The following is a 23,541-nucleotide window of genomic DNA, read 5'->3' as shown; positions in this document are numbered from 1 at the left end:
TATTTAGTAAACCATATTAGTGAGCCATAGAATGATGAATAAGATTGATTTAAAAATCCTTGATAGCCGCATTGGCACCCAATTTCCCCTGCCAACTTATGCCACCGAAGGCTCGGCTGGTTTAGATCTGCGCGCCTGTTTAGATGAGGCGTTAATCGTCGCACCGGGTCAAACTCACCTAGTGGCAACCGGCCTCTCAATTCATATTGGCGATCCAAGTTTAGCGGCCACTATTTTACCGCGTTCAGGTTTAGGCCATAAGCATGGCATTGTGCTTGGCAATTTAGTCGGTTTGATTGATTCTGACTACCAAGGCCCGCTAATGATTTCGGTATGGAACCGTGGACAAGAAGCTTTCACTATCGAACCGGGCGATCGCATTGCTCAGCTAGTGTTCGTGCCTGTGGTTCAAGTGGAGTTTAATCTGGTCGATAGTTTTGATAGCAGCGAACGCGGTGAAGGCGGATTTGGTCACTCGGGTAAAAGCTAGAAAAACCAGAAAAAACAATTTTCAACATTGCCTCAACACATAAACAAAGGAAGTCGCCCCATGGCAGGCTCTAGAAAACACAATCGCCGCGAAGAGATCTTACAAGCCTTAGCGCAAATGCTGGAATCCACCGATGGCGCAGCTCGCATTACTACCGCTAAGCTAGCCAAACAAGTCGGCGTTTCGGAGGCGGCGTTGTATCGCCACTTTCCCAGCAAAGCCAGAATGTTTGAAGGTTTAATCGAGTTTATTGAAGATTCATTATTGTCGCGGATTAATCGTATTCTGGATGAAGAAAAAGATACCTTAAAACGTATTCGTTTAGTTCTACAATTATTGTTAGCCTTTGCCGAGCGTAACCCCGGTTTATCACGCATTATGTCTGGTCATGCATTAATGTTTGAAAATGAGCGCCTGCGTGGTCGTATCAATCAATTATACGACCGAATTGAAGCTCAATTACGCCAAATATTACGCGAGCGTCAACTGCGTGAAGGAAAAAGCTTTCCAGTTGATGAGTCCATTTTAGCCGCGCAATTGCTTGGTCAAGTGGAAGGCAGTTTGAATCGCTTTGTTCGTTCTGATTTCAAATATCAGCCGACAGAAAATTTTGACCAATATTGGGCCTTGTTAAAAGCACAAATAGAATAGAGAAAAAAGAATGGCAGAAAAACAACCATCAGATAAACCTGAGTCCTTAGTGAACTTCATCCCACCGAAGTTTTCATTCTCTTTGCTGCACCCTAAATATTGGGGTGTCTGGCTAGGCTTTGGTATTTTGGCGGTGTTAGTTAATATTCTTCCTTATCGCTTATTATTTTGGACTGGTCGCGGACTTGGTTTTCTCGCCATGTTCGTAGCCAAAAAACGAGTGCATATTGCTCGTCGCAACCTAGAGTTATGCTTTCCTGATATTAGCGGTACTCGGCGCGACTTTATTGTGAAAGAGAACTTTAAAAATACCGGCTTTGCGCTGTTCGAAAGTGCTATTGCTTGGTTTTGGCCTGACTGGCGTTTAAAGCGCATTGTCAGTTATCACCATGTTGATCGTTTAACCACCCTTGAAGACCAAGGACGCGGCACCTTAATTTGTGGTGTGCACGCCTTAAATGTTGAATTAACTGCACGCTGCTGCGCCTTATTCTCGCCTGGCTATGGTGTTTACCGCCCGCACAGTAACCCAGCTTATGACTTTATTCAGCATTGGGGCCGTACTCATTTCGGCAATATTATGGTCGATCGTAAAGATCTAAAGGGTATGCTCAAAGTTTTACGAAAAGGCAAAAAACTGTTTTATTTACCCGATCATGATTACGGCCAAAAAAACTCCGTCTTTGTCCCCTTATTTGCCATTGATGAAGCCTGTACCACCATGGGAACCGGTGTTTTAGTCGATGCCAGTAAATGTGCAGTATTGCCCGTATCATGCTTTAGAACTGGTGGCCGTTATGACTTTAGGATTGAGCAAGATATTAGCCATAAATTCCCTCGTCGCGATCCAGAAGGGGCAGCACGAGTGATGAATAAAGTGGTCGAAGACTTAATTCTACGTGGTGGCGATCAATGGATGTGGGTGCATAAACGCTTTAAAAGTATGCCGGATGGTAAAAATAAAGGGATTCGGTATAAGTAATGCAAACTCAACTTCTTTCGGCGGTGCCTTTAACTTCTCTTGCTGGTGTTGGCGCGAAAGCCGCTGAAAAACTGAGTAAAATAGGTTTGAATTCGATTCAGGATTTATTGTTTCATCTGCCTTTGCGCTATGAAGATCGCACTCGAATTTATCCGATACCGCAATTACATGCTGGGCTATTTGCCGCCGTGCAAGGCAAAGTGATGCATTGTGATACCCACTTTGGTCGACGCAAGATGCTGACGGTTAAGATCAGTGATGGCCATGGCACCGTGACTTTACGCTTTTTCAATTTTAACGCCGGTATGAAAAACAGTTTTAGCGAAGGTCGCTTGCTTTATGCTTATGGTGAAATCAAGCGTGGTGGTATGGGGCTTGAGATCATGCATCCCGATTATCATTTTATTAGCGGCGCGGATGGGCCAGAGTTGGAACAAACCTTAACACCTATTTACCCTACCACCGAGGGGTTGCGCCAAACCACACTCAAAAATCTCACCGACCAAGCATTAGAATTGCTCGATAGTGCAACGGTCAGTGAGTTATTACCCGCCGGATTATACGATAACCAAATTAGCTTAAATCAAGCGCTGCATACGGTACATCGCCCGCCCCCTAGTTTGGATATGCAGCAATTCGAACAAGGCAAACTGCCCGCCCAACACCGCTTAATTATGGAAGAGTTGTTGGCGCAAAACCTTTCAATGATCGACATTCGTAACCAAGGTCAGCAAGATCCTGCTTTGCCACTTGCTTGTGCTGGCCAATTAAAACAACAATTACTTCAAGCTTTACCTTTTACTCCCACCAATGCCCAAGCTCGAGTGGTACAAGATATTGAGCGTGATTTAGCCAAACCTCACCCTATGATGCGTTTAGTGCAAGGCGATGTGGGTTCAGGTAAAACCTTAGTGGCAGTATTAGCCGCCACCCATGCGCTCGAACAAGGTTATCAAGTCGCATTAATGGCGCCGACCGAATTACTGGCCGAGCAACATGCGATCAACTTTGCCCAGTGGCTTGAACCTCTAGGTATTAAAGTCGGCTGGCTAGCCGGTAAAGTAAAAGGTAAGGCCAAGCAAGCCCAACTCGATGCAATTAGATCGGGCGAGGCAAAAATGGTGGTCGGTACACACGCCCTGTTTCAAGATCAAGTTGAGTTCGATCATTTAGCTTTGGTGATCATTGATGAACAACATCGCTTTGGGGTACACCAACGGTTAGAGTTACGAGAAAAAGGCAAGAAGCAACGTGAGAATAGCGAACACGCCAGTTACCCGCATCAGTTGATTATGACCGCCACGCCTATTCCGCGTACCCTCGCCATGACCGCTTATGCCGATCTCGAAACCTCAATTATTGATGAACTGCCACCTGGCCGTACTCCGATTCAAACTGTTGCGATCGCCGATACTCGTCGCCAAGATATTGTTGAACGAGTACGACAAGCTTGTAGTCCTGATGTGAATGGACAAGCTGGTAAGCAAGCCTATTGGGTGTGTACCTTAATTGATGAGTCTGAAGTATTAGAAGCGCAAGCCGCCGCCGATACTGCCGAGGATCTGCAACGTCAATTGCCCGAGCTTAATATTGGCTTAGTGCATGGCCGCATGAAACCGGCAGAAAAACAGAAAATAATGCAGCAGTTCAAACAAGGCGAATTGCATTTATTAGTCGCCACTACCGTGATTGAAGTTGGGGTGGATGTACCAAATGCCAGTTTGATGATCATCGAAAACCCTGAACGTCTAGGCTTGGCACAGTTGCACCAATTACGGGGACGCGTCGGTCGAGGTCAAGTTGCTAGCCATTGTGTATTGCTTTATCACGCCCCATTATCGAAAACGGCGCAAAAGCGTTTAGGAGTCTTGCGTGAAAGTAACGATGGCTTTGTGATCGCGCAAAAGGATCTTGAGATCCGCGGCCCAGGTGAAGTACTTGGCACCAAGCAAACGGGCGTGACTGATTTTAAAATTGCCGATTTGATGCGAGATCAGTACTTAATCCCCGAAGTTCAGCGTATTGCCCGCCATCTTTATGATCACTATCCAGATAATACCAAAGCGATTATTGAACGCTGGTTGGGTGATCGAGATATTTATGTCAAAGCGTAAAGATGAGTTATAGAAGACGAGGACGCTGCGAGGTTTTGAAAAAACGCTGTCATTCCATACGCAAGTAGCACGGGCAGATAGGGAATCTCGCTTTATTCGTCACGCATTATTCTACTCAGGCTTTTCTGCTTTAGAACCCGCTTCAAACAAAGCCAACAGTTCGTCCACTTTATTACGGCCAGCACCATTACTGCTGATCGTACGTTTAACGCGAACGACATTTAAACTCGCGCCTTTATATAAGCGACGAGTTAACGCGGTATCGTGATTTGAAATAAGCACCGGAATATCACGCTGGGTGGCGGCCTGTTCGGCAATGCTGGCTAACTGAGCTTGATCATCAAGCGAAAAGCCATTGCCGGCGTAAGAAGTGAAATTACTGGCTTGTGCTAATGGGGCATAAGGCGGATCGCAATACACCACGCAACCTTTACGTGCACGAGCAAACGTCTGCGGATAACCTTCACACACAAACGTGGCTTTTTTGGCTTTTTCAGCAAAGTTAAGTAATTCTTTTTCTGGAAAATACGGCTTTTTATACGAACCAAATGGCACATTAAAGCCACCCTTTTTGTTATAACGACATAAGCCATTAAAACCAAAACGATTCATATATAAAAACGCTAAAGAACGAAAGACAATATCATCGCTGGCATTAAAGTCAGCACGGATACCTAAATAGACGTCTTTGTTATTATGTTCAGGGGTGAAAAAACGCAGCGCTTCCTCGATAAAGAAGTCTGGTTTTTGTTTAAGAAGATTATAAAAATTGATCAGATCAGGATTAATATCTGCCAGCAAATATTGATCATAATCGGTATTCAAAAAGACAGAGCCAGCACCAACGAAAGGTTCAACTAACTTCCTACCTTCAGGTAGATGACGTTGAATATCATCGACTAAACCGTATTTACCACCTGCCCATTTGAGGAAAGCTCGTTGCTTCTTCATGACGTTAACTACTCACCGACGACTATTAATACCTTCAATCCACCGTATGTTTCGATGGGCAGAGGAATGTACCACATTTAGCCCCTGCCTTACTATATTTATACCCAAGTAACTGCATCGTATAGCCTATATAGCGATTACTTCGCCCGTAGGATTTCTTGTTGCACTTGCGCCATTGATTTTGGCCAAGGTAATTCTTTTTGCAAGTTAATCGGTAAATCTTGTGCCGCTTCGCTCGTTTTTTGAATGGTGGCAAAGTCTTGGTAAGTCACAACAAACCATTCCTTTTGGTTGCGAATGGTACGGTAGACTCGTACTTTATGCTGCAGCGAAAATTGATTAATAAAACCAAGTGCTTCTTGCTTAGAGGTTACCGCGGCCAGTTGTAACGTATAGCGATCTTCAGAGATATTAAGTAATTCATCCGTATTCAAAACTAAGCTTGTGATTGCAGTGGCTGAAGATTTATCACCTGACGTGGCCACGGCATTATTTGCGACTACCGCCGATGTATTCTCCACCGTCGACTTGTTACCGACAGAGTTATCACCATCGACTAATGCATCAACTACTTTGGCCGATACCACAACACGTTTTTGATTATCAGCCGATTGTTCTCCCACACTGACGGTTTTTTCCATCACCTCTGGTGGCAAATTTTTAGCATCATCTTCTAATTTTACAGGCTGAGTAGTAGGTAAAGTGGCTTGTGCACTTGAGGCCGGCTCACTATCAGTTAAAGATTGTTCGGGTTTTATTTGAGGCTGAGAAATAAGCATCGCATCATTTTTTTGATCATCAATACGAGATTGATAACTGGTCCACCATGACCACCCGCCCATCGCAATCAATAACGCAATTAAAACCAATAAAAATCGGCGCATCCAATGTGAGTTATGAATATAAGGTTCAGCTAAAGCTAATAATTTACCTGGGGTGTGGTCAATTTTTTCTGCGATTTGATAAATGCGAATACGTTGTTTGTCTTTTTTGGCATGTGGTACAACCAACTGTTCAAGAAAAGTTTGAGTATCTTCATCATTAAATGGTGGAATAATGATTGATTTAATATCCGGTAACTGCGCAACAACTGACAACTTCTGATCAAGTGCACCAGGCTTGCTAAATAAAATGACATTAACCTGCCATAAAGGACTGTTTTGTGCCGTTACGATTAATTCACACAACTCACTCAACAGGCCTTGGCACAATAAATCGGCATCATCGACAATCAAAGTGGTATTGCATTCTTGATCTTTTCGGTAATGCTCTAGACTTTGCGTCAGGGTTTCATCAGTACCGCACAAACTATCTGCCAGTAATTGCCCCATTAAGATGCAACGTTGCTGCTTGGTAGTTTGTGAAGGCAAACACAGTAAAAAAGAGAGGGTTTGAATTTCTTTATCACTATTTAAAAAATGTTGAGCTAACCAAGATTTACCCGAACCAGTATCCCCTTCAACACTAATAAGATTAGAGTTAAACTGAGTAAATAACTGTAATGCTTCAAATAACTGTGTTTGGGATCCTAACTTTACATCATGACTCATGGTTTTATCACTCACTAATACAGCTCAACATTCATTCAATTTTAAAGCGAACATCATGACTAGATTGAATATCAGATCAGCCACTAATACGACATAACTCAATAGCTTGTGCAATCATCTCGGGAGGAGTGTCCGCTAGGACTTCTGCTTGACCAATCGCGATAGGTAAAATCAACCTTAATTGTCCCGCAAGTACTTTTTTGTCTCGCATCATATGTTGCATAAAATCATCAAAATTCATACTGCTGGGAGTATGAATCGGTAGCGCTACTTTGAGTAACAAGGCTTCAATTCGTTCAACTTGCTTTTGATTAAGTAAGCCCCGTAACAGTGAGGTTTTGGCTGCCATCATAGTGCCAGCTGAGACCGCCTCACCATGCAACCAATTACCGTACCCCATTTGCGCTTCAATTGCGTGCCCATAGGTATGACCAAGATTTAACAACGCGCGCACACCGTTCTCTTTTTCATCTGCTTTAACAACATCTGCTTTAATTTGGCAACAACGAGCTATCGCATAAGTTAATGCCGCATGGTCGAGTTGATTTAATCGCTCACTATTGGCTTCTAACCAACTGAAAAAGTCGCCATCAATAATAATGCCGTACTTGATTACTTCTGCCATTCCAGCGGCAAACTCTCTGGCAGGTAACGTAGTCAGGCATTCAATATCGATAATCACCGATTTAGGCTGATAAAAAGCACCAATCATATTCTTACCCAGCGGATGATTAACAGCGGTTTTGCCCCCTACTGATGAATCCACTTGAGACAATAATGTGGTGGGAACTTGAATAAAATCCACACCACGCTGATAGCTTGCCGCAGCAAAACCCACTAAATCACCAATGACACCACCACCTAAAGCCACCAAGACCACATCACGGCTGTAATTGCCTTGTAGCAAAAAGCTCATAATAGTATCGAAGGTATCGAGAGTTTTGTATTGCTCGCCGTCTGGTAGACTCAACAAAGCAACATCGCAATCTAAGGAACGCAGTGTCGTGATTAAACGATCTGCGTACAAAGGCGCGACGGTGACATTACTGATCACAACAACTTTTTGATTAGGCTTTAAGTAAGAGAAAAGCGCTGGATCGCTTAATAATCCAGCGCCAATCGAAATAGGATAGCTGCGCTCACCGAGCTCTACATTGAGCCGTTCCATGGTAGGGTCTCCTTAGAGAAAAGATTAGCTCTCTTCTAGCATTTTCACGATTTGATTCGCAACCACTTTGGCACTTTGGTCATCAGTTCGAATGGTATAATCAGCAATTTCTTCATAAAGAGGATTGCGACCTTGAGCCAATTCTTCTAATACTTCTCGTGGTTGTTCCGTTTGTAATAACGGACGCTTTTTATCACGGTTAGTGCGTGCTAATTGCTTTTCGATTGTGGTTTCAAGATAAATGACAACACCACGCGCAGATAAACGATTACGATTATCTTTACTAATCACAGAACCACCACCAGTTGCAAGTACGATACCTTGCTCTTGAGTAAGATCGTCGAGTACAGACTCTTCGCGCACGCGAAAACCTGCTTCACCCTCAACATCAAACACCCAGCTGATATCCGCACCAGTGCGTTGTTCAATAACAGTGTCAGAATCTAGGAACTCCATATGGAGTTGCTGCGCTAGATGTCTACCAATTGTACTTTTGCCGGCACCCATAGGGCCAACAAGAAAAATATTGCGTTTTTCGGCCATGTTTAGCATTAATTCAACGTTAATATAATGGACATTGCCATCCGATATCGCAGGTCTACATCCCCTAAAACTAGGCGGGAAGCCAGACTGGACATCATTGTGGCACCAAATTCCTCACAGATAATTCGTGATCAGACCTGAAATTATCTAAGTATGGTGCCACTAATGCAACTTTAATTTTATTTATTTCACATCTTACTGCGAAATGCCGATAAAAAATCACCAATATACACAGGTTGCACCCTAAGTATTTGAGGTTACAGCGAGGCGGCAAGTAAACAAATCCCCAATCACTTATCGTCTAAGTGATTGGGTAAGTGCGCGTAGCTAACAAAGCTGCAGATTCAAGTACCACGGGTATATTAGTGATAATGTCATTACTGCAAGATCACTTTTGGGGTAACAAATATCAACAACTCGCTCTTACCGTAGTTTTCATAGCTACGACGGAACAACGCGCCTAAATAAGGAATGTCGCCCAGTAGTGGCACTTTATCGACACTTTTTTGTACCGAGTGTTGATAAATACCACCGAGTACCACAGTTTCGCCATTGTTAACCAGTACCTGAGTACCGATACGCTGAGTATCAATCGCCACCGCTTCACCATCACCGGTTTTCACTACCGCTCCTGGCCTATCTTGAGTAACACTTAAATCAAGCACCAAACGGTTATCGGGTGTGATTTGTGGCGTTACCATTAAGCTCAGTACTGCTTTCTTAAAGCTAACCGATGTCGCACCACTAGAAGAAGCCTCTAAATAAGGAATTTCAGTGCCTTGCTCAATATAAGCAGGTTGTTTATTGGTGGTGATCAAACGTGGGCTTGAAATTATTTCCGCTTTATTCTCACTTTGTAACGCTGATAATTCTAAATCCAGTAATGTATCGGAGCCCAATTTAGCTACTTGGAATGCAATACTTGAAGCATTACCACTTGTCGCTGCTAAGTTAACGTTCAAGAAGTCGTCGATACCAGTCGTTGAATCACCTTGACCTGGAATAAAATTGATCCCGTTTCGGCCATCGGCGATACCAGCTTGCCCCGTAGTACTTTCTATACTGCCACCAGTCGAAAAGTTACCATTGGTACTCGCGACGCCCCAACGAACCCCTAAGTCTTCGATATTACCTTCATTGATCGTCACAATGCGCGCTTCGATCTGCACTTGTTTAACAGGAATATCTAAAGACTCAACAATGCCTTTGATAATTTCGATATTAGAGGGTAAATCACGAATTAATAATGAGTTAGTCCGCTCATCAACCGTAATATTTCCACGGCTTGATAGCATACTCACTTCACCTTCACCGCCAATCATGTCAGCAATATCTGAGGCTTTAGCAAAATTGATTTGTATAAGGTCGGACGCTAAATCACCCAGTTCATCTTGTAAACGCGCTTGCTCTAAACGCTTCTTTTGTTGCTCATCCATTTCAGCTTTGGGCGCAATTAATACCACATTCCCTTCCACTCGTTTATCTAGCCCTTTGACTTGCAAGATAATATCTAACACTTGCTGCCAAGGAACGCCATCCAGACGTAAGGTTAAATTACCCGTCACTGAATCAGAAACTACCAAGTTAAATTTGTTGTAATCGGCAATCAACTGCAAGACATTACGCACTGGAATGTCTTGGAAGTTGATTGAGATTAACTTGTTATCCGCCCCGAGCGAACCTTTACTGTCTTTGATTTTTTTAGCCGCTTCTGGGGCGACTTCGGTGACGGTAATTTCAAGCTGCTTCCCCTTCAACCGGTAATCATAAGTAAACTCGCCACGGATATGAGCTTGCAAACGAGTGTTATCATTATCGCGGAACACTTCCACCGTGCTTACTGCGGTAGAGAAATCTTTTACATCAATCACATAAAGATCATCATCTTTAACCTCTGTATGGATTAACTCAATTTCTAAACCTTCTTTGTTCTTCTTAATATCCACCGCTGACACTGACGAGGATAATTTAACCACTATCACTGCTTCTTTTTGCTGGTTTAACCGAAAATCCAAGCCTAAGAATGTATTTTTCAATCCATTATCTTTGACCAACGGTTTATTGGCATTGGCCGCAATGCTTGAGGCTGGCGCAGCAGAGGCGACTTGAGCGACTAATATCAAACAAACCGGCAACAAACAGATTCTTAAGCTATTCAATAGCGATGAGAACGCTTTATTCAATCCGGTGCACGTTAATCCTGTATGCGTTATTCCTTTATGCATAGTTTCCTACTCAATAAATAGTTAATACTCTGATTGTTTATTTCAGTGCTAATTTGACACTACGTTGCTGCCAGCAGCCCAAACCATCCGGTAGGGTTTCTTTGACCACAATATATTGCGAGCTGACTTCCGATACTTGACCGTTGTTTAAGCCCATGTACTCACCTTTTTGTATTTTAAGCACATTACCTGTTGGGGTCTGAACCAAACCTGAAATGTTATTTTCACGCCCCATCACGCCACGCAAACGCAACTTATCTAATGGGAATTTTTCTAACGCTCCGCTCTTACTTCTAAAGCCAGGTTGCCAACAATCTTGCTTGGTTCTCGGTTGATTGGCGACCAGCGCAACTTTAGGCAATAAAAAAGGTGAACGCTGTTCCGTTGCATGATAAACCGTTGCAACATAAGGTTTCTCTGGAGCCAATTGTGCCATTTCTTTGCGAGATTGATTTTCAACTTGCGAAATAAAAGCATGAATCGAATCGTTTTCTTGTCCGCACCCCACCAGCAAAGCCGGAGCCATTAAGATCCAATAAGGTCTCATTTTTTAGTCTCCTCCGGTTTAAATTGATAGGTGTAAGCTCGAACCCTAAAGTGCAAGGTGCCACTCTCCTGACTAACACGGTTCCATTCCACATCATGCAAACTAATGATGCGGGGCAATTTGGCTATCGCCTCAGAAAATTGACCAATATTGTCGTAAGCACCGGTTAATTCAATATTGAGTGGCAGCCGATATAAAAACTCCTGTACTTGTTTTTCCCCCCAATCCACACGCGTAAAAGACAAGTCATTTTTAAGTCCTAAATCATTCACGGATGACAACATGCTCGCCAATTCTTTTTGTACTGGTAACTGCTTCAATAAGAATTCGTAACGTGTATTCAATTCATCTAACTGCGCTTGCAATTGAGGCAATGCAGCCACTTTTGCCGCTTTAATCCGAATAGAGCTTTTGAGCGTAACTTCTTGTTGGCGGATTTGATCTAACTCATCATGCTGAGGAGATAAATAAAACCAAGCACCAAAAACTTGCAAAATCAGAACCAACACGCCAATCACAATCACCTGTGGCAGTACTGGCCACTCAGGCATTTCTTCAAAATCTAAATCACGAAAGTCGATCATTATTTCGCTCCTTTCGTTTTAGCTTGCGCGGTTTCTGGCTGTTTGGATTCAAAACGAAACGAGACTTTAAAGGTTTGAAATTTTTTACCAAACAGAACCTTACCAGAGATAATAGAGTGCATTTCAACATCACTTAACCAAGCTGATCTTTCAAAACTATCGAGCATGGTGGCTAAGCGTGCGGTACTATCACTGATACCAGCAATTTCAACCTCTCGACCATTCATTTTCATCTTATCGATATAGACCCCTTCAGGAACAAGTTCTGGCATCAGGTTCATAAAATCGGTGGTTTTATTACGCTCATTTTGCAGTGACTCCACCAAGCGCAGACGAGTTAAAATAGATCTATGCTTGGCTTCAATTGCTTTTAAACTGACCAGTTGTTTGTCCAGTTCTTTAACGTAAGTTTGCAACTGCTGATTACGGGTTTGTTGCTGCGTCTTTAAGTGATCGATATACAAGCTACCAAACCATTGCAGTGCGAGCGCGAGTAACACTCCCAATACCACCATGCCGTAAAAACGTTGCTTATATTCTTCTCGCTTCTCTTCTCGCCATGGCAAGAGGTTAATATCATGCAACATGAATCCTCCTTTGCCATTGCAGGCCGCGTATGGCTAATCCGGCCGCCACACTAAAAGTGCATGGTGCTAAGTTGGAAACTTTTTTATTCTTTTTGCTTTCGAGTAATTGAAATGGGTTTAGGACTTCAACCGGGATTTGTAATTGTTGGGTTAACGCTTCGGTGATCCCCGAAATACACGCGCCGCCCCCCGTCAACCACAATCCTTCAATTTTTGTCTGCTGATTAACTGAACCATATAAACTCATTTGTCGCGTCAGGCGGTCGGCCAGCTCAGCAATAAATTCATCTTCATGGTGATCAATCCCGCTGTCTTGCGCCTTGCCTAAATCAATCACGCTTTCGCCGTGTTCAAACTCCACCACATTAAGATCAAGTTTTTGCGTCGCCTCTGGCATATTGCTCATGCCATAAGGTAGGTCTTTGTAATAAGCCGGGCGGCCTTGCGGAATAATGCAGATCGAGGTTTGAGATTGACCAATATCGACCATCATCCACGCTTGCTTATCCTCCTGTTGTTGCGCCGCTAATTGCCACACTCGCAATAAGCTATGCGCTTGCAGATCGATAACCACTGGTTTAAAGCCTGATTTTTTAATCACCTCCACTCGACTTTCGACCACTTCTTTACGCGTGGCGTACACTTGATAGGTGGCGGTGGTGCCACGCTTTAAGCTGTCTTGCTCTACTTTGACGTAATCTAAGCTAAGATCTTCGATTGGAAATGGCGATTGCTGGCCGAACACTTGGTAAATGGCGAATTCTTTTTCGCGATCTTCAAGATCGCCGTCAATATGCAATAACTTACTGATAACGGCATTATCTGGCAGCGCTAAAGCAACCTGACGCGACATCAGCGGCAATTGTTTCTTCAACTCTTTTAATTTTTTAACAATGCCCTGATGACTAAAGGTATGGTTTTCTGCAAAAATGCCTTCCGAAACTGGAATTTCTTTATAACTCACCAGTTCGAACTGTTCTCCGGCCGATTTTAGTACTACTGCTTTAATGCTGTGGTGACCAATATCAATGCCTGTAACAAAAGATTTACCCATTTAACTAGGCTCCAGCTTGAGTATTCGTACTCTTAAAAAAGGTTAAATAAAAAAGTTAAGAACGAATTTATTTGTCGTTATGCTAATATATCGCCTACTGTACAGGTGTTTATATCGACACATCCTCATACAATCAGGGAATATCCGGTGAAGTTCATAAAGCCATTGCTTATATTTTCATTAATTTGCATTATTCTTGGAGTGACAACGATTTTTGGGTTCTATTTTTACCTAAAACCACAACTCCCAGACGTCGCGACATTGAAAGATGTTCAGCTACAAACCCCAATGCAAGTGTTTAGCCAAGACGACAAATTGATTGCTCAGTTTGGCGAAAAGCGACGCATACCACTTAAAATCGATGATATTCCTGTCAAAATGCAGGAAGCCTTTATTGCCACTGAGGATAGTCGCTTTTATTCTCACTATGGTATTGATCCAATTGGTATTACTCGCGCTGCATTTGTGGTGGCCATTTCTGGTCATGCCAAACAAGGTGCCAGTACCATTACTCAACAGCTTGCTCGTAATTTCTTCTTATCCAATGACAAAAAGATCATGCGAAAGATCAAAGAGATCTTTATCGCGATTCATATTGAGCAAGTATTAAATAAGAAAGAAATTTTAGAGTTGTACTTAAATAAAATTTATTTAGGTTACCGCTCTTATGGTGTCGGTGCGGCGTCACTGACCTATTTTGGTAAAGAGCCAAAAGATTTAACTCTTGGTGAAATGGCGATTATTGCGGGTTTACCTAAAGCGCCATCGACCATGAATCCGATTTACTCGATTGACCGTGCGACCACTCGTCGTCATGTGGTTTTATTGCGGATGCTAGAAGAGAAATACATCACCAAAGCCGAATACGATGCAGCTAATGCCGAACCGATTGATGGTAAATACCATGGTGCAGAGATCCAAGTTAATGCTCCATACGTGGCGGAATTAGCACGTTCTTGGGCACTAAAAAACTACGGTGAAGATGCTTATTCATCGGGTATGAAGATCTACACCACAGTAAAATCAAACCTACAAGAAGCGGCTAATGAAGCGGCGATTGGCAACTTATTCCGCTACGATGAACGTCATGGTTATCGCGGTCCGATTGCTGAATTGTGGAAAAAAGGTCAACCTGCATTATCGCAAGATAAAATGGATGAATACCTAAATAAGCAACCGACTTTTGGTTTGGTTCGCCCTGCGATTGTCACCAGCATAAACAGCAAAACAGCGACGGTTTATATCAAACACTTTGGTGCACAAACCATCGCTTGGGACGGCTTAAAATGGGCTCGTAAGTACTATAATGATAAGTATCAAGGTCCAGCACCACGTCGTGCTTCCGATATTTTAGTTACGGGTCAAGCAATTTGGGTGCGTCCATTTGGAATATTACATTCTGTATCTGCTAACGATGCCGATGAGAATACTGAAATCGTTGATACAGATGCAACCAGTGATACAGCAACGAATACTGACGCTAAAGATGCACAAGCACCAATGACGTGGCAGCTTAGCCAAGTGCCAATTGTGAATACCGCGTTTGTAGCACTCAACCCTGAAGATGGCGCCGTGTTGTCTCTTGTGGGTGGCTTTAACTTTACTCATAGTAAATTTGACCGTGCCACCATGGCCGAGCGTCAAGTGGGTTCAAGTATTAAACCATTTATCTATTCGTCTGCAATTGATAAAGGGTTAACTTTAGCCACACTAATCAATGATGCGCCTATTAACCAGTGGGATGAAGGACAAGGCACTGCGTGGAGACCGAAAAACTCGCCACCAACTTACTTAGGCCCAACCATGCTGCGTCGTGGTCTAGCTCAATCTAAAAACGTGATGGCAGTGCGCACCCTGCGTCGTGTCGGTTTAGATTATGTGCTGGATTACTTACCTCGTTTTGGTTTTGATCCAGAAAAACTGCCACATTCAGAAACCGTCGCACTAGGCGCAGGTAGCTTAACCCCAATCAAGATGGCGCAAGGTGTTTCTGCCTTTGCCAATGGTGGTTACTATGTGAAGCCGTTCTATATTGATCATGTTAACGATCCTTACGGCAGCTTAGTGTTCCGTGCTAATCCGACTCGTGTTTGCACCTACAACTGCTCACACGAACCGATTGTGGTTGATAATAAGGGCACGACCGAAGTACCAAATTACGCTGAGAAAATAATCTCACCACAAACCGCATTCCTAGTACGTCAAATGATGTACAGCAATATTTGGGGTGGCGGTTTATGGAGTAATAAGACCGGTTGGAATGGTACGGGCTGGCGTGGACAAGCGCTAAAACGTCGTGATATCGGTGGGAAAACCGGTACTACCAACGATTCAGTCGATACTTGGTATAACGGATATGGCCCTGGCATTGTTGCCACTACTTGGGTTGGTTTTGATCAGGCTAACCGTCCATTAGGTTACACAAGCGTAAACCCGAACTTTACTCGTAAAGAGCAATATACCGGTGGTGAATCGGGTGGTACGACCGCCCAACCTGCGTGGGTAGACTTTATGAAGGTGGCATTGAAAGATGTACCAGAAAAAGATCTGCAATTACCAGCTGGTATTATTCGCGTTCGTATTGACCGTGACAGTGGTTTGTTGACTCGTAAGAATGATGATTCTTCGATGTGGGAATACTTTAAAGTTGGCACTCAACCAACAGAGTATGTACCCGATGCCGCAACGAATAATTTGTACAATGAAGATGAAGACGGCGATAGCTTGTTCTAATCAACGATTGTGTACATAAGCAATAATGGCCACCAGAGCGATCCGGTGGCCATTTTTTATTGCAGTCGCTCTTAAAAGCGAGACTCCCTATCTGCTCGTTCTACTCGCGTATGGAGTGACGATTTAATTACATTTATTTCACTGTCTGCGCAATAAAACGGGCGAGTTGCTGAAAACGTTGTTTCAATGGTGAGCCGGGACGATAAGCCAATACTAGCTTGCGTGAAGGGGTGGGATTGATAGCCGGCAAATAACACACCCCATCTTTGATTTTTTCTGCTGGCAGCGCTAATTGAGGTAACAAGGTGATCCCGCCACCTGCGGCCACCATATTACGCAACGTTTCTAAACTGGTGGCTTTAAAGCGCTCATCATCACGCGCCCCTGCAGCAAAACAAAAACCAAGCGCTTGATCTCTTAAGCAATGCCCTTCGCCTAATGACAACACCGTTCTACCATTCAATTGCTGTAAATCAATCTGGGGTAACTGCGCCCATTCATGCGCTTCCGGCACCGCTAAACTTAACGGCTCTTCCAGTAAATCCAATTCAATAAAGGGCGCGGTCTCTGCCACCGATGCCAAGATCAAACAATCTAAACGCCCTTCTTCTAATTGACGAACTAATTGATTAGTTTGAGCTTCATGCAAAAATAACTCCAAATCAGGAAACGCTTGTTTAAGCGGCAAAATGATTTTAGGTAATAAATAAGGGCCGACGGTGGGAATAAAACCGATATGCAATGGGCCACTCATCTCTTTACCTTGCAAGCTTGCCATATCCCTAAAGGTTTTGACCTCATCTAAAATACGCTGAGCTTGGGCCACTAACTGCAAACCAGAATCGGTAAACAACACCCGGCGACTGCTGCGCTCAAGTAACGAGGTTCCTAGTTCATCTTCTAATTTACGAATTTGGCCACTTAAGGTCGGTTGACTGACAAAGCACGCCTCTGCGGCTTTACGAAAATGTTGATGCTGTGCCAATGCCACCAAGTATTCAAAGTCTCGAATATTCACGCCGCCACTCCTCAATGATAAAATAATAGATAAAAACTATCAAAACGATAACATTAAACGATTAGAGCTATCAACGGTTTTTTAGCATAATCACTCCATCGAAACAAAACGTAGCAATTAAACTGATTACACTATAGAGAATAAGGCCACACTCACAGACATTGTAGTGTCACGATGTTGTACTAACATCCGTCTTACTCTCTCAACATAATTTATTTAAAGGACAGTTATTTATGTTTACATCAAAAGAAGGCCAAACCATTCCAAACGTTACTTTCCCAACTCGTCAGGGTGATAGCTGGGTTAATGTCACTACAGAAGCGTTATTTAAAGATAAAACCGTGATTGTGTTTAGCCTTCCAGGGGCATTTACCCCAACATGTTCATCAAGCCACTTGCCTCGCTATAACGAATTATTCCCAGTATTCCAACAGCACGGTGTCGATTCAGTCGTCTGTGTTTCGGTTAACGATACTTTTGTTATGAACGCTTGGAAGGCCGATCAAGAAGCCGAAAACATTACGTTTATTCCAGACGGCAATGGCGATTTTACCGATGGTATGGGTTTATTGGTCGACAAGAATGACATTGGTTTTGGTAAGCGTTCATGGCGCTACAGCATGTTAGTTAAAAATGGTGTGGTAGAAAAAATGTTTATTGAGCCAAACAAACCAGGTGACCCGTTTGAAGTTTCTGATGCTGACACCATGTTGAAATACATCGCGCCAGAGCAAAAACTGCAAGAGTCCATCACGGTATTCACCAAGCCGGGTTGCCCATTCTGCGCCAAAGCAAAACAGAACCTAATCGACAAAGGGCTGCAATATGAAGAAGTGGTATTAGGTAAAGACGCAACAACCGTCAGCCTGCGCGCCGTGAGTGGTCGTAGCACCGTTCCTCAAATCTTCATCGGTGGGAAACATATTGGTGGTAGTGAAGAACTAGAAACCTACTTAGGTTAATACTAGGGGCTGTTGATCTTTCGTGGTTGTTTTTGCTGCGAATTGTTGGGTTTTTATACAAGGAAGAGGCTTTGTGGTGTAGCTGGCTACACGAAAAGCCGATGACGAAGTAGAAAAGACCAACAAACGCAGCCCGAAGGGTTCGGCTAAAAGCCTTTTACTCTTCGTTAAGTCTCATTTACTTAGAATAACTAGGCTTCAATCGACTTGCCTCGATTAAAAGGCTTTTATCTCGAACAAAATTTAATCACGAAAGATCAACCGCCCCTAAGAGCACATCATTAAAATACTCGTTTTGGAGGTCAGCTTTGACCTCCGCTTTTTTGACTTGTGGTGAGAATTCTATTATGAAAAAAATATCAGTCGATGTCGCCATCATTGGTGGTGGTACAGCAGGATTAGGGGCCTATCGCGCCGCCAAAGAGTATACCGATAGCCTTGTTATGATTGAAGGTGGTCCTTATGGTACAACCTGTGCGCGTGTCGGTTGCATGCCATCTAAATTACTTATTGCAGCAGCAGAAAGTGCGCATCATATTGAAAAAGCTCATGCCTTTGGTGTCCACCCGCAAGGCGAAACCATCATTAATGGCAAACAAGTTATGGCGCGTATCAAAAGTGAGCGTGATCGCTTTGTCGGCTTTGTATTGGAAGGGGTTGATGAGATCCCTAGCGAGCATAAAGTGGCCGGCTTGGCTAAGTTTATGGATAACCACACCTTACAAGTGGATGACCATACTCAAATTACCGCTAAGCGCATTGTGATCGCTACTGGATCTCGCCCTGCTTACCCTGGCGCTTGGAATGAACTGGGCGACAAACTGATCATCAATGATGATGTATTTGAGTGGGACGATTTACCTCAATCGGTGGCTGTATTTGGCCCTGGAGTTATCGGCCTTGAATTAGGTCAAGCTTTGCATCGTCTTGGCGTGAAAGTGAAGATGTTTGGTCTTGGCGGACAAGTTGGCCCTCTCACCGATCCTGATGTAATGGCCTATGCGTATAAAACCTTCCAAGATGAGTTTTACCTTGATGCCGATGTGAAAACCGAAAGCATCAAACGGATCGAAACAGAAGATGGCGATAAAGTTGAAATTAAGTTTATCAACCATGATGGCGAGTTAGAAACTTTCGTTACCGATTATCTGTTAGCTGCAACGGGTCGTCGCCCCAATGTTGATAAGCTTGATATTGATAATACCGACTTAGAGCTTGATCAGCGTGGCGTGCCAAGTGCCGACTTTTACACGCTGCAAACCTCGGTCGAGTCCATTTTTATCGCCGGTGACGCCAGTAACCAACTACCGTTATTGCATGAAGCTGCCGACCAAGCTCGAATTGCCGGCAGTAATGCTGGACGCTTCCCTCATATTCGTGCAGGTCTGCGTCGATCCACCATTTCAGCGGTGTTTTCCGATCCACAAATTGCGATGGTCGGTGAAAGCTATAAAGCGCTAGAAGCTCGTTTAGGCAATTGTGGCTGCTTTAGCCGCGGTGAAGTATCGTTTGAGGGCCAGGGTCGCTCGCGAGTAATGTTGCGCAATAAAGGTGTATTGCATGTTTATGGCGAACAAGGCACCGGACGCTTTTTAGGCGCTGAGATGATTGGGCCAAATGCGGAACACTTAGCGCATTTATTGGCGTGGGCACATCAAAATAAGATGACCATCTCAGAAATATTAGATATGCCGTTTTATCACCCAGTGATCGAAGAGGGAGTACGAACCGCGCTACGAGATTTAAATGCCAAACTGCATTTAGGCCCAGACACAATTAAACATTGCCTAGACTGCGGACCCGGTTGTTAATCGCCTCAAAAATTGAATTCATAACGCCTTATCTGCCTAATCCGTTAAGGCGTATTCTGGTCTAATCGATCTGGACACCTTGATTGTGGATAATACGATAATCAATCGAGGTGAATATGAATACAAAACGTCAATATCGAACTTATACGAAAGAATTTAAAGAAGAGGAAATCGGCCTTATTACCGAACAAGGGTATTCTGTCGCCCAAGCTGCTGATGCGTTGGGAGTATCACAAAACCTGCTTTACACTTGGAAGCAGAAGGCTGACGAACTCAATAATTCATCTGTCAACGCAGATGAAAGAACGGAATTAATGGCTCTGAGAAAGGAAGTAAAGCAGCTTAGAATGGAGAAAGAGATCCTAAAAAAAGCCAGCGCCTTCTTTGCGAAAGAAATGAAGTAAAGTTTCAATTTATTCGAGAGCATCGCTCTCGATTTCCAATAAAAATGCTTTGTAACGCTCTAAAAGTAAGCCGCAGTGCATTTTATGATTGGTTAGCACGACCTGCTCAGATCATTACTGAGCAAGAGCTTAATTTATACAGAACTGCCAAGCGCTTATTCAAGCGCAGTCGTGGAAGTTTAGGCTCTCGTCAATTAGCTAAGAAACTACGTGAAGAAGGCTTCACTATCGGGCGTTATCGTACTCGCACCATCATGCGTAAGTTAGGTCTTGTTGTGCGTCAGCGTCGAGCTTATAAAATCACCACCAAGCGGAAACATAGTGATAGCGTTGCAGATAATATATTAAAACAACAATTTAATCCTACAGTGCCCAATCGTATTTGGGCCGGAGATGTTACTTATCTGAGAACCAATCAAGGTTGGATGTATCTGGCTGTAGTCATGGATTTACATTCACGCCGGATCATTGGTTGGGCATTATCAGATCGCATGACGGTAGGTCTCGTTGAACGTGCATTACAAATGGCAATTACACTTCGTAAGCCTCAAAGAGGCTTACTTTTCCATAGTGATAGAGGCTCACAGTACACCAGCAGTTCATTTCAGCACCTGTTAACGAGAAATGGCATCACATCATCAATGAGCAGCGTTGGAGCTTGTTTAGACAATGCAGTCGTCGAACGGTTCTTCGGTAGCTTGAAAAATGAATGGCTACTCAATGTGGTTTATTTAACGCGTGATGCAATGAAAGAAGATGTTGAAGAATATATCCGGTATTACAACCATGAAAGGTTGCATACTACGCTTGGTGATTTAACGCCAATCGACTATGAAAAATTACAAAGTCATGTGTCCTATTGGGCTTGACCAGAATAATCCACAGCACCGTACCCAACAAAAATGCTTTAAAAATAGCAGGAAAATACAAAATATCACCAAATATCAAATCTGATATTGGCATCCCGACATGAAATAACTGCATTGACATAAATAACCTTAAAGAAGATAACGTTAAATGAATGGCTTAGACGTTAGAATAATGAATCGAGCATCTAAGCAAGTATAGGCTATCAATTTGATAAGATAATAAAAAAACCCAAACTGAATAAATCAGCTTGGGCTATAGTATACGCCTCTTATAAACCGGCTCAATGTTATTGATGGCAAAGCAAAAGCATTAAAGAACAATAGAATTTAATGATAAACCCTATCAATTTAAACTTTCACTCTTTTAAGCTACATTGACCTTCAAAATAACTTGTTCGTTCAAGTTTACTTCCAAGGCGACTTCATCACACGCATGTTGGCGTGGGCATTGATCGCAATCTTTGAGTACTTTTTCTGGTAACAAGGTTTTGGAGGTCGGGATAAAGTCTTGCTTCATAAAGAACTCTGGCACACGGGTTAATACAAACACCTTGTTGATGGCCATTTGCTTAGCTCGCGCCACCAAGTGTTGAATGATCGCTGCGCCTTGTCCTTGACCTTGCCAACCTGCCTCAATACCAAGTGAGCGAATTTCAGCTAAGCCAGAGTCATAAACATATAACGAGGCACAACCGGTCACTTCACCATGATGCTCGGCCACAGCAAACGAGCCAATATCACGAATAAGCTCACTGCGGCTGCGCGGTAGATTTTCACCTAGCCCGGCCCAGTAAGCAACCATGCCCTCTAGTGAATCTATATCGGTTAGGCGCGCAGGTCTCACTTTAACGCCCGTAGTATCACGTTCGGCTAAACGTTTTTGCGCTTGATTAACCGCGTAGTTCACTTGTTTTGGTGATACGCCACCTAAGGCTGAGCGTTTTTCTAAACATGACTCTATGGTTAAAATGGCGTAAACATCCTCTTCGATTGCTGGCGAGAATTGTTTTAACTCTTCTAAGCTTAATTCTTCTAGCGCACAAGCTTTGGCAATGGCGCCCACCACCGCCACACCCACAATATGGTGCGCTTCACGGAATGGAATGCCTTTAGCCACTAAGTAATCAGCCAGTTCAGTTGAGTTGGCGTAACCTTGCTTCGCCGCTTCGAGCGTACGTTCGCCATTGACTTTAATGCCATCAAAACACAACGCCGCCATTTCCATGCAATCGTTCCAAGTATCGAGTGCGTCAAATAAGCCCTCTTTATCTTCTTGCATGTCTTTGTTATACGCTAACGGCAATGCTTTGACTGTCATCATCATGGCCGCGAGTGAACCATAAACACGGCCAGTCTTACCACGAATAAGTTCAAGTGCGTCCGGATTTTTCTTTTGTGGCATTAATGAAGAACCCGATGTCACGGTATCGGCGAGTTCAATAAAACCTGATTCGCCCGAGTTATAAAAAATCATATCTTCGGCAAGGCGAGAAAGGTGCAACATAGAGATAGAAGCGATCGACATTAATTCCATTACATGGTCGCGATCGGAAACCGAATCTAAACTGTTACGAGTGGCACGCTGAAAGCCCAGATTATGCGCCAGTTTTTCGCGATCCATTGGGTAGGCGGTACCGGCTAATGCGCCAGAGCCTAAAGGACAAGTATCAAGACGAACAATCGCATCTGACAAACGCGAGTAATCACGCTCAAACATTTCAACATAAGCTAAGCACCAGTGCGCAAATGTCACCGGTTGTGCACGTTGTAAATGGGTATAGCCCGGCAACACAGTATCTTGATGCTCACGCGCGACCGATACCATTTGAGATTGCAAACGATCGAGCGCCATCAGTAGTTGATGACCTTGTTGGCGACACCAAAGTTTTAAATCGGTTGCCACTTGGTCGTTACGCGAACGACCAGTATGCAGTTTTTTACCTAAATCGCCGACACGGCTGATCAATTGTGTTTCGACCCAGCTGTGAATATCTTCCGCATCCGATTGCAGGATTTGTTCTGGATCTTCCATTACCGCTAACTTTAGTTCGTTCAGCGCTAATTCTAATTTTTGTTGTTCTTGCTCAGTGATCACGTTAACTGAAAGCAAAGATTTGGACCAAGCGATCGACCCGACAATATCTTGCTCAGCCAATCGGTAGTCAAAGCGCAGTGAGTCATTGAATTGCTTAAACCGAGTGTCTGCTGCTTGGGTGAATCTTCCGCCCCATAATGCCATTGGTGTCTCTCCTGCTTCTCCTCATCGCACTTGAAGCTGCAGCTTTGTTGGCTACGCTC

The 23,541-nt window shown here is 43.6% G+C and carries 19 protein-coding genes; 8 read left to right on the top strand and 11 right to left on the bottom strand.

Annotated features, from left to right (window positions below):
* Positions 1-34: 34 nt before the first annotated feature.
* From dut to recG, 4 genes are read left to right on the top strand one after another with little or no spacing between them, the layout of a single operon-like run.
* A complete protein-coding gene (gene dut, locus GFB47_RS01155) occupies positions 35-490 on the top strand; it encodes a dUTP diphosphatase (RefSeq protein WP_153448098.1) in 456 nt (151 codons plus the stop codon).
* Between the two features lie 60 nt (positions 491-550).
* Complete coding sequence (gene slmA, locus GFB47_RS01150) at positions 551-1,141, top strand: nucleoid occlusion factor SlmA (RefSeq protein WP_153445891.1); 591 nt, start codon at positions 551-553, stop codon at positions 1,139-1,141.
* A 10-nt stretch (positions 1,142-1,151) separates the two neighbouring features.
* Positions 1,152-2,123: an LpxL/LpxP family Kdo(2)-lipid IV(A) lauroyl/palmitoleoyl acyltransferase gene (gene lpxL / locus GFB47_RS01145; RefSeq protein WP_153445889.1), complete on the top strand. Its 972-nt coding sequence runs from the start codon at positions 1,152-1,154 to the stop codon at positions 2,121-2,123.
* Entirely contained in the window at positions 2,123-4,237 is a 2,115-nt protein-coding gene (recG, locus tag GFB47_RS01140) for an ATP-dependent DNA helicase RecG (protein WP_153445888.1), read from the top strand. Before lpxL ends, recG begins: the two co-directional genes overlap by 1 nt.
* Before the next feature lie 111 nt (positions 4,238-4,348).
* Here the strand turns inward: recG and GFB47_RS01135 are convergent, their stop codons facing one another.
* The 9 genes from GFB47_RS01135 to pilM all read right to left on the bottom strand — a co-directional run bounded on the left by GFB47_RS01135 (position 4,349) and on the right by pilM (position 13,446).
* Complete coding sequence (locus GFB47_RS01135; RefSeq protein ID WP_153445886.1) at positions 4,349-5,188, bottom strand: Dam family site-specific DNA-(adenine-N6)-methyltransferase; 840 nt, start codon at positions 5,186-5,188, stop codon at positions 4,349-4,351.
* A 137-nt stretch (positions 5,189-5,325) separates the two neighbouring features.
* Positions 5,326-6,738 carry an SPOR domain-containing protein gene (locus GFB47_RS01130; protein WP_153445884.1) on the bottom strand — a complete coding sequence of 471 codons (1,413 nt, stop codon included), beginning with the start codon at positions 6,736-6,738 and terminating at the stop codon, positions 5,326-5,328.
* A gap of 76 nt (positions 6,739-6,814) precedes the next feature.
* Complete coding sequence (gene aroB / locus GFB47_RS01125) at positions 6,815-7,906, bottom strand: 3-dehydroquinate synthase (protein WP_153445882.1); 1,092 nt, start codon at positions 7,904-7,906, stop codon at positions 6,815-6,817.
* Positions 7,907-7,930: 24 nt separating this feature from the next.
* Positions 7,931-8,449 (bottom strand): shikimate kinase AroK, encoded by a 519-nt coding sequence (gene aroK / locus GFB47_RS01120; RefSeq protein WP_153448097.1) that lies wholly within the window; start codon positions 8,447-8,449, stop codon positions 7,931-7,933.
* Positions 8,450-8,826: 377 nt separating this feature from the next.
* Positions 8,827-10,674: a type IV pilus secretin PilQ gene (locus GFB47_RS01115; RefSeq protein ID WP_225874274.1), complete on the bottom strand. Its 1,848-nt coding sequence runs from the start codon at positions 10,672-10,674 to the stop codon at positions 8,827-8,829.
* 37 nt (positions 10,675-10,711) lie between these two features.
* Positions 10,712-11,221, bottom strand: a complete 510-nt coding sequence (locus GFB47_RS01110; RefSeq protein ID WP_153445880.1) for a pilus assembly protein PilP — start codon at positions 11,219-11,221, stop codon at positions 10,712-10,714.
* Positions 11,218-11,805, bottom strand: a complete 588-nt coding sequence (locus GFB47_RS01105; RefSeq protein WP_153445877.1) for a type IV pilus inner membrane component PilO — start codon at positions 11,803-11,805, stop codon at positions 11,218-11,220. Before GFB47_RS01105 ends, GFB47_RS01110 begins: the two co-directional genes overlap by 4 nt.
* Positions 11,805-12,392: a PilN domain-containing protein gene (locus GFB47_RS01100; RefSeq protein WP_153445876.1), complete on the bottom strand. Its 588-nt coding sequence runs from the start codon at positions 12,390-12,392 to the stop codon at positions 11,805-11,807. Before GFB47_RS01100 ends, GFB47_RS01105 begins: the two co-directional genes overlap by 1 nt.
* Positions 12,382-13,446 (bottom strand): type IV pilus assembly protein PilM, encoded by a 1,065-nt coding sequence (pilM, locus tag GFB47_RS01095; RefSeq protein WP_153445874.1) that lies wholly within the window; start codon positions 13,444-13,446, stop codon positions 12,382-12,384. Before pilM ends, GFB47_RS01100 begins: the two co-directional genes overlap by 11 nt.
* A 147-nt stretch (positions 13,447-13,593) precedes the next feature.
* Here pilM and GFB47_RS01090 point away from each other — a divergent pair, with 147 nt between their 5' ends.
* Positions 13,594-16,179, top strand: coding sequence for a penicillin-binding protein 1A (locus tag GFB47_RS01090; protein ID WP_153445872.1), 2,586 nt, complete (start codon positions 13,594-13,596; stop codon positions 16,177-16,179).
* A gap of 133 nt (positions 16,180-16,312) precedes the next feature.
* Here the strand turns inward: GFB47_RS01090 and oxyR are convergent, their stop codons facing one another.
* Positions 16,313-17,197, bottom strand: coding sequence for a DNA-binding transcriptional regulator OxyR (gene oxyR, locus GFB47_RS01085; RefSeq protein WP_153445871.1), 885 nt, complete (start codon positions 17,195-17,197; stop codon positions 16,313-16,315).
* Between the two features lie 233 nt (positions 17,198-17,430).
* On the opposite strand from oxyR, the gene GFB47_RS01080 reads away from it, so the two are divergent.
* The 3 genes from GFB47_RS01080 to GFB47_RS01070 all read left to right on the top strand — a co-directional run bounded on the left by GFB47_RS01080 (position 17,431) and on the right by GFB47_RS01070 (position 21,243).
* Positions 17,431-18,159, top strand: a complete 729-nt coding sequence (locus tag GFB47_RS01080; protein ID WP_153445869.1) for a glutathione peroxidase — start codon at positions 17,431-17,433, stop codon at positions 18,157-18,159.
* 347 nt (positions 18,160-18,506) lie between these two features.
* Positions 18,507-19,970, top strand: a complete 1,464-nt coding sequence (locus GFB47_RS01075) for a dihydrolipoyl dehydrogenase (protein ID WP_153445867.1) — start codon at positions 18,507-18,509, stop codon at positions 19,968-19,970.
* A gap of 116 nt (positions 19,971-20,086) precedes the next feature.
* Positions 20,087-21,243 (top strand): IS3 family transposase gene (locus tag GFB47_RS01070; RefSeq protein WP_153445865.1). Its coding sequence is split into 2 segments (ribosomal slippage): positions 20,087-20,342 and positions 20,342-21,243, totalling 1,158 coding nucleotides; the frame shifts between segments, so codons are not numbered across the junction.
* Between the two features lie 364 nt (positions 21,244-21,607).
* Here GFB47_RS01070 and argH read toward each other — a convergent pair.
* The gene (argH, locus tag GFB47_RS01065; RefSeq protein WP_153445863.1) at positions 21,608-23,482 is read right to left on the bottom strand and encodes an argininosuccinate lyase; all 1,875 of its coding nucleotides are present in this window, start codon (positions 23,480-23,482) and stop codon (positions 21,608-21,610) included.
* Positions 23,483-23,541 lie beyond the last annotated feature (59 nt).

The organism is Vibrio algicola (assembly GCF_009601765.2).
GTDB classification, from domain to species: domain Bacteria; phylum Pseudomonadota; class Gammaproteobacteria; order Enterobacterales; family Vibrionaceae; genus Vibrio; species Vibrio algicola.
The sequence above is the reverse complement of the archived record's forward strand: the minus strand, read 5'-3'. Positions and strand labels throughout refer to the sequence as shown.